We start from the raw sequence: 12282 nt of genomic DNA, 5'->3' as shown, positions 1-12282 counted from the left end.
CGCTTCGGCGGACGAACGCCGTTGTGCGCCTGAGGGGTGACGTCGTTGATCGACCCGACCTCGAGGCCGGCGGCCTGCAGCGAGCGGATCGCGGTCTCGCGACCGGAGCCCGGTCCCTTGACGAAGACGTCGACCTTCTTCATGCCGTGCTCCTGCGCCTGCCGGGCGGCGGACTCGGCGGCCAGTTGCGCGGCGTACGGGGTCGACTTGCGCGATCCCTTGTACCCGACGGCTCCGGATGACGCCCAGCTGAGCACCGCTCCGCTCGGGTCCGTGATCGAGACGATCGTGTTGTTGAACGTCGACTTGATGTGGGCCTGGCCCACGGCGATGTTCTTCTTCTCTTTGCGACGCGGCTTCCGAGCGGCCGACTTTGGTGTTGCCATGGTGTTCTCCTAAAACTCGTATGGCGACAGCGTTGGGGGTGACCCAGCGCCTATCGGGCCTTCTTCTTGCCGGCTACGGTGCGCTTCGGACCCTTGCGGGTACGGGCGTTGGTCTTGGTGCGCTGCCCGCGCACGGGGAGGCCGCGACGGTGGCGGATGCCCTCGTACGAGCCGATCTCGACCTTGCGGCGGATGTCGGCGGCGACCTCGCGGCGAAGGTCACCCTCCACCTTGTAGTTGCCCTCGATGTAGTCGCGAAGGGCGATGAGCTGGTCGTCGCTCAGATCCTTGACGCGGATCTCTCCGCTGATCTCGGTGTCGGCGAGCACTTTGAGTGCGCGCGTGCGACCCACTCCGTAGATGTAGGTCAATGCGACTTCGACGCGCTTGTCGCGCGGGATGTCGACGCCTGCTAGACGTGCCATGGCGGTGTCTCCTGGTGATTCGTGGAGGTCTGGAGCGCATCCGGTGCGGTGGCCTCCACCACCGGTGTCCCCTCACGAGTGAGGTTCTGGATGCGCTGTTCTGTGTTCAGTTATTGCTGTAGATCTCGATACGATCGCCCGGAAGGGGCGATCACTCGATCTTGACGGCTTCGAACGCTACGCGTCCGAGGCCATCAACCCTGGCGCTGCTTGTGACGCGGGTTGGACTTGCAGATGACCATGACGTTGCCGTTGCGGCGGATCACCTTGCAGTGCTCGCAGATCGGCTTGACGCTGGGGTTGACCTTCATGTGTTTCTCTTTTCGCTGTCTTCGTACCGGATGCCGCAGAAATGAACCCGACGGAACCGGCCGTTACTTTCCAGCAGCTGGTTACTTGTAGCGGTAGACGATCCGGCCGCGGGTCAGGTCGTACGGGCTCAGCTCCACGATCACGCGGTCCTCTGGGAGGATCCGGATGTAGTGCTGGCGCATCTTCCCGGAGATGTGGGCGAGTACCTTGTGCCCGTTGCTCAACTCGACGCGGAACATCGCGTTCGGGAGAGCTTCGGTGATCGCGCCTTCGATCTCGATGACACCGTCTTTTTTGGCCATATCCTCTTCGTCGCTAAAAGTGTTGACTGCTGGTCGTGCGGATGGGGGGGTGGGCGCCACGCGACCGCGTCATCCGTACCATCGGAGGAGCGAGAACTGCGGGCACACATGATGGGCCCGGACACCAAGGATCAAGCTTAGGTGATATCTCGGCTTTTCGGCAACCTGCCCCTATACTTGCGCGCCGAGTTCGCTTTGGGCGTCGCCGACCTGTGCTGCGATCGCGGTGAAGAGCGGATGCGCTTCGTCGAGACGGGTCAGCCGTGCCGTGAGCTCCGTCGCGTCGAGGGTCCCGAGCAGTTCCTGCAGCTCGACGCTCTCCGGGTCCTCCGCTACGTCGAACCGGAGGGCCGCGCCCATCGCCCGCACGAGGGCGTCGAAGGAGTAGCCGAGGTCCGCGAGTGCCGCCGCCGGAGCGACAAACCGCTCGTCCCGTCCGAGCTTCCGAATCGGCTGACGCCCGACGCGAGTCGGGGTGTCGGGCAGGTGCGGGTTCGAGAACCGCACGACGGTGCGATCGACGTACTCCCGGTGCGCGACCGGATCGAACCCGTGCGCGGCCACCAGGAACGCGGAGGTTTCCCCGAGCACGGCGACGACCTCGTCGCGCACCTCGGGGATCGCCGTCGCGGCCGACAGCGTCGGCGCACCGCGCAGGAACCCGTGATAGGCGAGAGTCGCGTGCCCGGTGTTGACCGTGAACAGCTTGCGCTCGATGTACGGGGCGAGGTCGTCGACGAAATGCGCTTCGGGGATGGCGGGCGGATTGCTGCCGAACGGAGCGGATTCGATCGCCCACTCGAAGAAGTCCTCGACCGTGACGTCCAATCCGTTCGCCTGATCCTGTGCCGGCACGATGCGGTCCACTGCGGTGTTGGCGAAGATCGCGCGGGCGGCGACCCAGTCGTCCGGACGCTCCTCGAGTCGCGACAGCACCTCCGTCTCGAGCAGATCCGTCGCGTTGTTCGCGTTCTCGCACGCCATGACCGTCAACGGGGCGGATGTCGATGAGCGCTGCTCGATCGCCGCGGCGATCAGCGGTGCGACGAAGCGCAGGACGTTCGGGCCGACCGCCGTCGTGACGATGTCGGCCGATGCGATCTCGGCGACGACGTCGGCCTCGTGCGTGGCCGAGTTGAGTGCCCGGTAGTTGTCGACCGTCCAACTCTTCGGCTTTGCTCCCACCTCGTGCACCCGGTAGCTCGGAGTTGCGGCGAGCGCGTCGATGAGGTCGGCGTTCACGTCGGCGAACACCACCTCGTAGCCGGCATTGTGCAGGATCAGGCCGACGAAGCCTCGACCGATGTTGCCGGCACCGAAGTGGACTGCCTTCACTCGTTCACCTCTGAGAGCAGCGCGAAGAGCGCGGGGCCGTCAGGCGCATCCAGAAGCCCTTGAACCTCGTCGTCATCGGAGAAGATGATGGCGATCTTCGAGAGGATGTCGAGGTGACCGTTGTCTTTGCCCGCGATGCCGACGACGAAACGCACCTCGTTGCCCTCCCAGTCGATCGGGGTGGCGTAGCGCACGAACGAGAGGCCGGAGGCGAGGATCGTGTCTTTGCCCTCGTTCGTTCCATGGGGAATCGCCAAGAAGTTGCCCATGTACGTCGAGACACTGGTCTCGCGCTCGAGCATGTAGTCGACGTAGTCGTCGGTCACGGCTCCGGCGGCCACGAGAATGGATGCCGCTTCGCGGATCGCGTCCTCCTTTGTGGTCGCGGTTCCATTGACGCTGATCGATTCGAGATCCAGTACTTTGTCGCTCATGACATCCTCATCTTCGTTCGCTTCGTAACCTGCGGATTGGGAAAATCCAAGGCCGCCCGGCCGCCGGAGCAGTGCTCCGACGGCCGGGGGCGTCCTGGGGAGAGTGCAGCCTACTACCGGGTGTGCTGGGCTGCGACCCGATTCACGACCTCGTCGTATTTGGGGCTGTTCATGAAGTTCTCCACCGAAACGTGCTCGGCATTCGGAGTCTTCTGCCTGGCCCTGTCGGTGAGGTCCGTGTGCGTGACGACCAGGTCGACGTCGCTGTTGAGGTTGGCGATGGCCACGTTCGTCACCGTGACGTCGGTGACGCCCGCCTTCTTGAGCTTGTTCCGCAGCACCGACGCGCCCATCGCGCTCGATCCCATGCCGGCGTCGCAAGCGAACACGATGTTCTGCAGCCGCGTTTCAGTGAGTACGGTCGACTGCCCGTGATCGATTGCCTCGTCGCCGCCGAGGAGCGCTCCGACGCGGCTTTCGCCGCCATTGTTCGCGGCGTTCTGAGCGACCGCTGCGGCGAGGGCGTCGTCGCCGGCTGCCTCGGCTGCCAGGTCTTTTCTGCGGCTGGCGCGGAGCAGCACCGCCGAGATGAGGAACGACACGGTGGCCGCCAGGACGACCGACAGGATGACACCGATGTAGCTGTCTTTCGCCGTCACGAGCATGACGGCGATGATGCTGCCCGGTGCCGCCGGTCCGACGAGGCCCGAGTTGAAGATGACGTTCGTGGCGACGCCCGTCATGCCACCACCGATCGCGGCGAGGATCAGCTGCGGCTTCATCAGCACGTACGGGAAGTAGATCTCGTGAATTCCACCGAAGAACTGGATGATGATCGCTCCCGGCGCACTCGCCCTGGCCGCTCCCACGCCGAAGACCGCGAAGGCGATCAGGATTCCCACGCCGGGACCGGGGTTGGCCTCGAGGAGGAACAGGATCGATTTGCCGTTCTCAAGCGCCTCAGGCGTTGCGACCGGCGTGATCACACCATGGTTGATGGCGTTGTTCAAGAAGAGAACCTTGGCGGGCTCGATGATGATGCTCGTCAGGGGAAGGAGTCCCAGGTTGAGCAGGCCGTCGATGCCGGCGCTGAGCAGGTTCGTCAGACCCTGGATCAGGGGCGCGACGCCGAAGAATGCACCGATGGCGAGGATGCCGCCGACGATTCCACCCGAGAAGTTGTTCACGAGCATCTCGAAGCCGGGGCGGATCTTTCCGTCCCAGAGCCTGTCGATCTGCTTCATGATCCATGCTGCGAGCGGGCCGACGATCATGGCACCGAGGAACATCGGAATCGTGCTGCCGACGATGACACCCATCGTCGCGATCGTCGCGACGACGCCACCACGCTGGCCGTAGACCATGCGTCCACCGGTGTTGGCGATGAGCAGTGGCAGCAGGTAGGTGATCATCGGGCCGACGAGACCCGCGTACTGCTGGAAGTTGTTGCCATCCTCACCGACGGCGATACTGGTGGCGGCGCCGGGCCAGCCTATGGTGGCCGCGTCACCGAATCCACCGAGGATGCCGTTCGGCAGCCAGCCGGCGGAGATGAACAACGAGGTGATGAGACCCCAGGCGATGAACGCGGGAAGGTTGGGCATGACCATTCCGGAGAGGAATGTGCCGAGCTGCTGAACGCGAACCCGGGCACCTCCCGGCTTGGCTGGAGCTGACGTCGTCGTCATGAGTGATTCTCCTTGTTTCTGTGTTGTGGGGCTGTGTGTGTTCGGGTGGGGTGTGGTGCGGGTGGAGCGTCAGGAGGACGCGGCGGCGGACACCGCTGCGCGGGCCTCCATCGCGCTGTTCGCCGTGAGGGCGAGTTCGGCGAAGTGCTGCGCCTGCTCGATCGTGTAGAGGCGCAGTTCCGCGCGCACGTCGGCGAGCGCGGCGGGTGACATCGACAGGGTGGTGGCCCCGAGTCCGACGAGTACGACGGCGAGCAGCGGGTCGGCCGCAGCCTCACCGCAGATGCCCACGGGCTTGCCCAGGGCGGCTCCGGCCTTTCCGACCTCACCGACGAGTCGGAGAACGGCGGGATGCCATGGGTCCTGGAACGAAGCGACGCTTCCGAGAAGTCGGTCGGCCGCCAGCGTGTACTGGGTCAGGTCGTTCGTTCCGATCGATGCGAAGTCGGCGTCGACCAGGATGCGATCCGCCAGCAGGGCAGATGACGGCACCTCGATCATGACGCCGGCGGTCTTCAGCCCCACCTCGCGGGCAATGCTCGTGAAGTAGCGCGTCTCCTCGAGAGTCGACACCATCGGGGCCATGACCCACACGTCGGCCGTGTTCTCGGCCTCGGCGTTGCGGATAGCGGTGAGCTGGTCGCGCAGGATCTGCTCGTTCGCCCGCAGGGCCCGCAGGCCGCGCAGCCCGAGGGCCGGGTTCTCCTCCGGAGCGTCGTTCAGAAAGCTGAGCGGCTTGTCGGCCCCGGCATCCAGTGCACGAACGACGACCTTCTTGCCCGGGAACGCGGCGAAGAGAGCGGAATACTGCGACTGCTGCTCGGCGACGGTCGGCGCTTCTGCCGAGTCGAGGAACAGAAACTCCGTGCGGAACAGGCCGACGCCCTCGGCGCCCAGGTGCACGGCCTCGGCTGCGCCCCCGGCAGAACCGAGGTTGGCCAGCAGGGGGATCGCGGTGTCGTCCGCGAGACGACCCGGACCGGCGGGGGCCGCGGCCATCGACGCACGCTCCTGAATCGCGATCTTCGCCCTGAAGCGAGCATCCTCGTTCGGATCGACCGTCACGGCGCCGGTGGATGCGTCGACGATGACGGTCGTGCCGTTCGGGATCTCGAGTGCGCCGGCGACGCCGACGACCGCGACGATCGACTTCTCCCGGGCGAGGATCGCCGTGTGCGAGGTCGGACCGCCGTCGCTCGTGATGAGTCCCAGAACCTTGTCGAGGTTGAGCAGGGCGGTGTCGGCCGGCGCGAGGTCGCGGGCGACGAGCACGAACTGGTGGTCGGGGTCGGGCACGCCCGGGGCTTCGACGCCCCGGAGCTGGGCGACGACGCGCTGTGACACGTCGTCGAGGTCGGTCGCGCGCTCCCCCATGTAGCCGCCCATGCTCACGAGCAGATCGCGGAAGCTGGCGAACGCCTCGAAGACGGCGCGCTCGGCAGTCTTGCCGGTCTCGAGCCGCGCCTTCACATCGTCGGAGAGAGTCGGGTCCTCGGCCATGAAAGCCTGGGCCTCGAGCACGTCTTTCGCGGAACCGCCGGCACGCTCACCGCGGGCCCGGATGCCGGCGGCCGTGGCGGCGAGCGCGACCGCTGCCCGCTCTTTCTCGGCGTCTACGGCGAGCGCCGACGCCGCATCCTGTGGTTCGGGAAGCGGTGCCGGCATCTGCAGCACGGTTCCCAGGGCCATGCCCCGGCCGATTCCTACTCCGGTGAAGGTCATCGCGGGCCGCTCAGGCTGCGTCGTGGTCGGTGGAGAGGAGGGCCGCGAGTTCATCGAGCACGTCGCTCGCGTCGTCGCCTTCCGCCGACAGCACGACGTCGTCGTTGTGGTCGATGCCGAGTGAGATGACGCCGAGAATGCTCGCCGCGTTGACGGTCTTCTCGCCCTTCGTCAACTGAACGGGCACCCCGCTCTTGGCCGCGGCCTGCGTGAAGATCGACGCGGGACGCGCGTGCAGTCCGTGTGTCGATGCGATGGTGACGGTGCGTTCGGCCATGATTTCTCCTTGAATTTCGTGTGTCGTTCGGTGGGTCAAGACGCGGGGGTCGTCGGGGCGTCGAGGCCCAGTGCGAGATCGAGCGCGGCCTCTTCGCCGCGCGCGCCGAAGACCGTGTCGGGCAGAAGGGCGCTGCGCGCACCCGCGGCGGCGGCGAGCCGCGAGAGTTCGTCGAATCGTGCCGCGAGGGGCGGGCCGACAAGCAGCACGTCGATTTCGCGTATTCGCTCGGCGAGACCGTCGGTGCTGGATGCCGCCACGTGCAGGTCGATGTCGCGAACGCGGGCGGCGGCACGAATTCGATGGGCCAGAAAAGTGCTCGACGCACCGGCACCGCAGACAACCAGCACTCTGTGCATCTCTCGCCTCCTTGCGATCAGGTTCAATACTCTCGGACAATCCACGGCTTCGCTCGCCGTCGGGCCTCAGAAAACTTTCCGCGGGGGAGGAAGCAGACCCTCGGCAATTAGTCTGCAGGCACCTGGGATGGTTGACTCTTCTCGGGAGCGACCAGCATGAATGAGAAGTACGAACGCCTCTTGGACTACCTGTCCCAGGCCGACGGCTGGGTGACCGCTGCCGAACTGGCCGACAGGCTCGGCGTCACGACCCGCAGCGTGCGCAGCTATGTGACGGCCGCGAAAAGCGCCGCGCATCCGCACGAGACGATTCAGTCGGGCGTGCTGGGCTATCGCGTCGACCGCGATGCACTGGCCGCGTCTCGCGCGGAAGGCCGCACATCGGAACCCGAGACGCCTCGCGACCGCCTTTACCAGCTCGTGCGACTCTTGGGCAACGCACCAGACGGACTCGACGCCCGCAGCCTCGCGACGCGTCTCTTCGTCAGCGACTCGACACTCGAGCAAGACCTGCGCAAGGTCAAGCTCCTCGTCGAGGCCGACGACCTGTCTCTCGTGCGGCGAGACAATCTCGTCTGGATCGCGGGCTCCGAGACGAATCATCGCCGCATGCTCAGCCGCATGTTCCGGGAGGAGAGCGCTCAGGGCTTTCTCGAACTCGAACGCGTTCAACGCGAGTTCGAGTCGGAGAACCTCGGCGGGTTCAAGACAGAGCTGATCGCCATGCTCGACGAACACGGTTACTTCGTGAACGAGTACGGCGTGAACAACGTGCTGCTCCATCTGATGATCGCGCTGGAGCGGCAGGATCGCGAGCAGCCCGGCGACGCACCACGTGTGGCCACCGGGGCCCGGGTCGCCGAGATCGCCTCCGCGCTGTCCGGCCTCGTCGTGACGCACTTCTCGGTGTCGCTCAGCGCCATCGACCTCGACTACCTGGCCGTGTTGCTCACCACCCGCGTCGTCACGCCGGGCCACGACCAGTCGACGAACGAGGTCGTCGAGAACTATGTCGACGCCGACGTACTCGAGACGATCCGGCAGATCGTCGCGCTCGTGCAGCAGGAGTATCTGATCGACCTGGCCGACGAGGACTTCATGGTGAGGCTGTCTTTGCACGTGCGCAACCTCGTGGCCCGCGCGCACGACAACGCCTACTCCGCGAACCCCTTGACCAGGTCGATGAAGACCTCGTACCCGATGACCTACGAGCTGTCCGTCTACATCGCGAGCCAGCTCCAGCGACGTGTCGGCATCCACATCAACGACGACGAGATCGCGTTCATCGCCCTGCACGTCGGCTCCTACCTCGAGCGCAAACAGCGTCGCGGCGACAGGCTGCGCTGCGCAGTGGTGTGCCCGAACTACTACGACATGCACGAGATGCTCACCGAGAGGATCACACGCGCTCTGGGCGACGAACTCGATGTCGCTATCGTGATCACCCGCACGGATGTCGATCGGGCCGAGCTCGATGCCGACCTCGTGCTGTCGACGATAGCCTCGCGCACCCCGCGCGACAACGAGGTCATCATCCAGCCGTTTCTCACCGAGGGCGACATCGAGAACGTGCGCCGGGCGATCAGCCGGGTGCGCCGACACGCTCGTCGGATGCAGATCAAAGACGACCTGCTGCTCTACTTCGACGAGACCCTCTTCTTCAGGGAGCTGCACGCGTCGAGCGAGGTCGAGATGATCGAGACGCTCGGGCACCGCATGATCGAGCGGGGCGTGATCGACCGCTCCTACGTCGACGGCGCCATCGAGCGTGAGCTCATGTCATCGACCGCGTTCACCGACAGCATCGCCGTTCCCCACGCCATGGCGATGACCGCATCTCGAACCTCGATCGCCATCGTCATCAACGACTCGGCGATGGCGTGGGGAGAGAACAGGGTGAACGTCATCGCGTTCATCGCCTTCGCTGCGGCCGGACGAACCTCGTTCCAGGAGGTCTTCGACCAGTTCGTTGAGGTGTTCTCCGACAGGGAGGACGTGCAGCGCATCATCAAGCGCGCGGTAGACTTCCCGAGCTTCATCGAAGAACTCGTGCACATCATGGACAAGTAGCCCGCCCGCTCCCGAGCCCTCGTTGCGAACAGTTCACGGATGAGGAAAAAGTCGCGACACGCCGAAGAGCTCTGTTGCGAGATCGGGGTGTCGCAGGTTCTTCCTCATCCGCGAAAGAAACGGGGCGGTTCCAGCCGAATTCTCTGTCGACAGGCTCCGGGAACTGCGGGGTCTTGCTACGGGATGGGGGTTGGCGAGACGCCGAACGGGGCGAGGCCGGCCGCTCCGCCGTCGTGGGCCGTGGTAACCCAGATGCCATCGGCGTGCACCGCGACGGAGTGCTCCCAATGGGCTGCCACGCTGCCGTCCGCAGTCGCGACGGTCCAATCGTCTGTGCGCACGTAGGTCTCGATCGAGCCCAGCGTCACCATCGGCTCGATCGCGACGACCAGCCCGGGTCTGACGTCTGGCCCCTTGCCCCGCACCCGGTAGTTGAAGACGGGAGGCGCCTCGTGCATGCTGCGACCGATGCCGTGACCGATGTAGTCGGTGACGATTCCGAACGTTCCGTGCGCCTCGACGTGTTCTTCGATGGCCTCGCCGACCTCGTTGAGGTGGCGGGCGGAACCGAGGCGGGCGATGCCGGCCCACAGCGAGCCCTCTGTGACATCGCACAGTCGCCGTCGAGCAGCAACGAGTTCGGGGCGCGATTCGTCGGGAACCACGATGGTGAAGGCCGAATCACCGTTCCATCCCTCGACCTCGGCGCCGTTGTCGATTGAGACGATGTCTCCTGGCCGAACGATGCGATCGCCCGGAATGCCGTGGACCACGTCGTCGTTGATCGAAGCGCAGATGGTGTGACGATATCCCGGCACCAGCTTGAAGTTCGACACTCCCCCGCTCTCGAGGATCACGTTCTCTGCGATCGCGTCGAGTTCGAGGGTGCTGATACCGGGGCGTATGGCGGCACAGACCGCGTCGAGGGACGCTGCCGTGACGACACCGGGACGCACCATGAGCCTGAGCTCGTCGGGCGTCTTGTAGATATTCTTGCGGAAGCTCATCGACCCGCGAGTGCGGTGACGATGCGCTCGGTGACCTCGTCGACCACGCCCAAGGCGTCGACGGCGACAACGAGTCCGCGGGTAGCGTAGATGCCGATCAGGGGCGCCGTCTGGTCGACGTAGACCTCCTGGCGGTGCCGCAGCACCTCTTCGGTGTCATCGGCACGACCTTCGACCAGTGCACGTTTACGCAGCCGCTCGACCACCTGGTCGACGTCGGCGACGAGTTGCACGACGGCATCGAGGCGGGCATCGGCCTGAGCCAGGATGCGGTCGAGCTCGTCGACCTGTTCGGTCGTGCGCGGATATCCGTCGAGGAGGAACCCGCCCGACACGTCGGGCTGCAGCAGCCTGTCGCGCACGAGATCGTTCGTCAGCGAGTCGGGAACATACGAGCCGGACTCGACGATCGCCTGCACCTGCTTGCCCAGCTCGGTTCCCTCTGTGATGTTGGCACGAAAGATGTCACCGGTCGAGATCGCGGGAATGCCGTAGATCTCGGCGAGCTTCGCCGCCTGCGTACCCTTGCCGGCCCCGGGAGGACCGATGATCAGCAGCCGCACGGTTCCCGTCACCGTGTCGACCGAGGTCATCGCAGCAGACCTTCGTAATGACGCTGCTGCAGTTGCGAGTCGATCTGCTTGACCGTCTCGAGGCCGACGCCGACCACGATCAGGATCGAGGCTCCGCCGAACGGAAAGTTCGATGTCGCGCCGACCAGGGCAAGGGCTATCAACGGAATCAGGGCGATGAGACCCAGGTAGATCGACCCGGGCAGCGTGACGCGAGTCAGCACATAGTCGAGGTATTCCGCCGTCGGACGACCGGCACGGATGCCGGGAATGAATCCGCCGTACTTCTTCATGTTGTCGGCGACCTCTTCAGGGTTGAAGGTGATGGCGACGTAGAAATACGTGAAGCCGACGATGAGCAGGAAGTACAGGAGCATGTAGAGCGGGTGATCGCCCTTGGTGAGGTAGTTCGTGACCCAGGTGACCCACGCCGCGGGCGACTGTCCGGCCGCAGGCTGATTGAACTGCGCGATGAGGGCCGGCAGGTACAGCAGCGACGAGGCGAAGATGACCGGCACGACGCCCGCCATATTGACCTTGATGGGAATGTAGGTGTTGTTGCCGCCGTAGGTTCGCCTGCCCACCATGCGTTTTGCGTATTGCACGGGGATGCGTCTCTGCGATTGCTCGACGAACACGACTGCCGCCACGATCACGAGCCCGACGGCGATCACGAGAAGGAAGGTCTCGAAGCCCTTGGCCTGCGCGATGCTCCAGAGCGAGGTCGGGAACTGCGCGGCGATCGAGGTGAAGATGAGCAACGACATGCCGTTGCCGATGCCGCGCTCGGTGATGAGCTCGCCCATCCACATGATGAGCCCGGTGCCGGCCGTCATGGTGATGACCATCAGCATGATCGCGTACCAGGCATCGTCGGTGATGAGCTGCGTGCACTCCGCCACCGTGGTGGTGCCGAAGAGGGCGCCGGAGCGCGCGACGGTGATCAACGTCGTCGACTGCAGGACGGCGAGGGCGATCGTGAGGTAGCGGGTGTACTGCGTGAGCTTGGACTGGCCCGCCTGGCCCTCTTTATGCAGGGTCTCGAAGTGCGGGATGACCACGCGCAGCAGCTGGGTGATGATCGACGCCGTGATGTAGGGCATGATTCCCAGCGCGAAAATGCTGAGCTGCAGGAGAGCGCCACCGGAGAAGAGGTTGACGAGCTCATAGAGGCCCGAGGTGTTTTGATTCGCAGCAAGACACAACTGCACGTTTCCGAAGTCCACGAAGGGTGCAGGGATGAAGGATCCCAGACGGAACAGTGCGACGATGCCGAGCGTGAAACCGATCTTCCGGCGGAGATCCGGGGTGCGGAAGATCCGCGCGACGGCTCTAAACAAAAAATGCCTCCTGCTAATTGGCGAAAGTGATGGCACGAAAGCCCCCGGCAGAC

Annotated in this window: 14 protein-coding genes; 1 reads left to right on the top strand and 13 read right to left on the bottom strand. The window is 65.0% G+C overall.

Annotation, left to right across the window (positions count from 1 at the left end; all coding sequences use genetic code 11):
• From rpsK to ACE5CZ_RS04545, 10 genes are all read right to left on the bottom strand, one after another.
• The coding region (rpsK, locus tag ACE5CZ_RS04590) for a 30S ribosomal protein S11 (protein WP_374946165.1) at positions 1-386 on the bottom strand (386 nt) is incomplete at its 3' end.
• Between the two features lie 50 nt (positions 387-436).
• The gene (gene rpsM, locus ACE5CZ_RS04585) at positions 437-811 is read right to left on the bottom strand and encodes a 30S ribosomal protein S13 (protein ID WP_374946164.1); all 375 of its coding nucleotides are present in this window, start codon (positions 809-811) and stop codon (positions 437-439) included.
• A gap of 194 nt (positions 812-1005) precedes the next feature.
• Positions 1006-1122 carry a 50S ribosomal protein L36 gene (gene rpmJ, locus ACE5CZ_RS04580; RefSeq protein WP_325516628.1) on the bottom strand — a complete coding sequence of 39 codons (117 nt, stop codon included), beginning with the start codon at positions 1120-1122 and terminating at the stop codon, positions 1006-1008.
• Between the two features lie 81 nt (positions 1123-1203).
• Positions 1204-1425, bottom strand: coding sequence for a translation initiation factor IF-1 (infA, locus tag ACE5CZ_RS04575; protein ID WP_374946163.1), 222 nt, complete (start codon positions 1423-1425; stop codon positions 1204-1206).
• Positions 1426-1596: 171 nt separating this feature from the next.
• On the bottom strand, positions 1597-2760 hold the full coding sequence (locus ACE5CZ_RS04570; RefSeq protein WP_374946162.1) for a mannitol-1-phosphate 5-dehydrogenase: 1164 nt from the start codon (positions 2758-2760) through the stop codon (positions 1597-1599).
• Positions 2757-3194 (bottom strand): PTS sugar transporter subunit IIA, encoded by a 438-nt coding sequence (locus tag ACE5CZ_RS04565; protein WP_374946161.1) that lies wholly within the window; start codon positions 3192-3194, stop codon positions 2757-2759. Before ACE5CZ_RS04565 ends, ACE5CZ_RS04570 begins: the two co-directional genes overlap by 4 nt.
• 113 nt (positions 3195-3307) lie before the next feature.
• Entirely contained in the window at positions 3308-4882 is a 1575-nt protein-coding gene (locus ACE5CZ_RS04560; RefSeq protein WP_374946160.1) for a PTS mannitol transporter subunit IICB, read from the bottom strand.
• A gap of 69 nt (positions 4883-4951) precedes the next feature.
• Positions 4952-6604, bottom strand: a complete 1653-nt coding sequence (ptsP, locus tag ACE5CZ_RS04555) for a phosphoenolpyruvate--protein phosphotransferase (protein ID WP_374946159.1) — start codon at positions 6602-6604, stop codon at positions 4952-4954.
• Positions 6605-6614: 10 nt separating this feature from the next.
• Positions 6615-6881: an HPr family phosphocarrier protein gene (locus ACE5CZ_RS04550; protein ID WP_374946158.1), complete on the bottom strand. Its 267-nt coding sequence runs from the start codon at positions 6879-6881 to the stop codon at positions 6615-6617.
• 35 nt (positions 6882-6916) lie between these two features.
• A complete protein-coding gene (locus ACE5CZ_RS04545) occupies positions 6917-7240 on the bottom strand; it encodes a PTS sugar transporter subunit IIB (protein ID WP_374946157.1) in 324 nt (107 codons plus the stop codon).
• Between the two features lie 156 nt (positions 7241-7396).
• Between ACE5CZ_RS04545 and ACE5CZ_RS04540 the strand changes: the two genes are divergently transcribed.
• On the top strand, positions 7397-9310 hold the full coding sequence (locus ACE5CZ_RS04540; protein ID WP_374946156.1) for a BglG family transcription antiterminator: 1914 nt from the start codon (positions 7397-7399) through the stop codon (positions 9308-9310).
• 176 nt (positions 9311-9486) lie between these two features.
• Here the strand turns inward: ACE5CZ_RS04540 and map are convergent, their stop codons facing one another.
• From map to secY, 3 genes are read right to left on the bottom strand one after another with little or no spacing between them, the layout of a single operon-like run.
• Positions 9487-10317: a type I methionyl aminopeptidase gene (map, locus tag ACE5CZ_RS04535; protein WP_374946155.1), complete on the bottom strand. Its 831-nt coding sequence runs from the start codon at positions 10315-10317 to the stop codon at positions 9487-9489.
• Complete coding sequence (locus tag ACE5CZ_RS04530; RefSeq protein ID WP_374946154.1) at positions 10314-10910, bottom strand: adenylate kinase; 597 nt, start codon at positions 10908-10910, stop codon at positions 10314-10316. The genes map and ACE5CZ_RS04530 overlap by 4 nt, the downstream gene beginning before the upstream one ends.
• Positions 10907-12229, bottom strand: coding sequence for a preprotein translocase subunit SecY (secY, locus tag ACE5CZ_RS04525; protein WP_374946153.1), 1323 nt, complete (start codon positions 12227-12229; stop codon positions 10907-10909). The genes ACE5CZ_RS04530 and secY overlap by 4 nt, the downstream gene beginning before the upstream one ends.
• Between the last annotated feature and the right edge of the window lie 53 nt (positions 12230-12282).

The organism is Agreia sp., assembly GCF_964263775.1.
GTDB lineage: Bacteria > Actinomycetota > Actinomycetes > Actinomycetales > Microbacteriaceae > Agreia.
Note: the sequence above shows the minus strand (reverse complement) of the source record. Positions and strands in the feature narration are given on the sequence as shown.